The 642-nt window shown below is 67.1% G+C and carries 1 protein-coding gene; it reads right to left on the bottom strand.

Annotated elements, in window-relative coordinates; translation table 11 throughout:
* Window positions 1-170: Gfo/Idh/MocA family oxidoreductase (locus N878_RS27680; RefSeq protein ID WP_177342948.1), on the bottom strand; the 170-nt coding region annotated here is incomplete at its 3' end.
* Window positions 171-642 lie beyond the last annotated feature (472 nt).

The following is a 642-nucleotide window of genomic DNA, read 5'->3' as shown; positions in this document are numbered from 1 at the left end:
CGGTGCTCGGCGAAATGCGCCACGCCGCACTGCGCGGCGAACTCGGCGGCCTGCGGGCCGGGATCGGCGATGGCGCAGAGCTGCGCCTCGGGCAGCTGGCGCAGGTGCTGCAGGTGCTGGCGGCCCATGACGCCAGCGCCGATCAGGGCGATACGCAGGGGAGAAGTCACGCGGGCGATCCTCTTGTCGTCGTCGAAGCGGAAGGCCAGGGGCTGACCTCTTTTTTAATTTAGAACTCAGTTCCAAAAAATTCGCAAGACGAAAATGACGGCGGAGGATTGCCTTTGGTCGGTAGTCGGCGGGGAAGATGCGGGGCGAGGGTCACTCCCGGATTGCATCCGGGCTACCGATCGGCGGCAGCTCGTGTGGGAGGCGCTTCAGCGGCGACACCAACAGGCGTCCGTCGCGGCTGAAGCCCCTCCCACAACCTGCCCGATGCCAGTTCGTAGGGCGGATGTCGCTGTTCACATCCGCCAAAACGGTGGATCGGTAAAGCGCGATCCACCCTAGGTCCAGACGAGGCGCAGGGCGGGTATCCCCGCCGCGAGGGGGCTCAGGCGAACAGTTCGGAAGCCGGGCTGGCGGCGGACAGTTCTGCGGCGGCGGCCAGCAGCTGCGGCGCCAGTGCGTGCAGCCGCGCCA

The sequence above is a fragment of the Pseudomonas sp. EGD-AK9 genome, from assembly GCF_000465935.2.
Classification (GTDB): Bacteria; Pseudomonadota; Gammaproteobacteria; order Pseudomonadales; family Pseudomonadaceae; genus Aquipseudomonas.
Note: the sequence above shows the minus strand (reverse complement) of the source record. Positions and strands in the feature narration are given on the sequence as shown.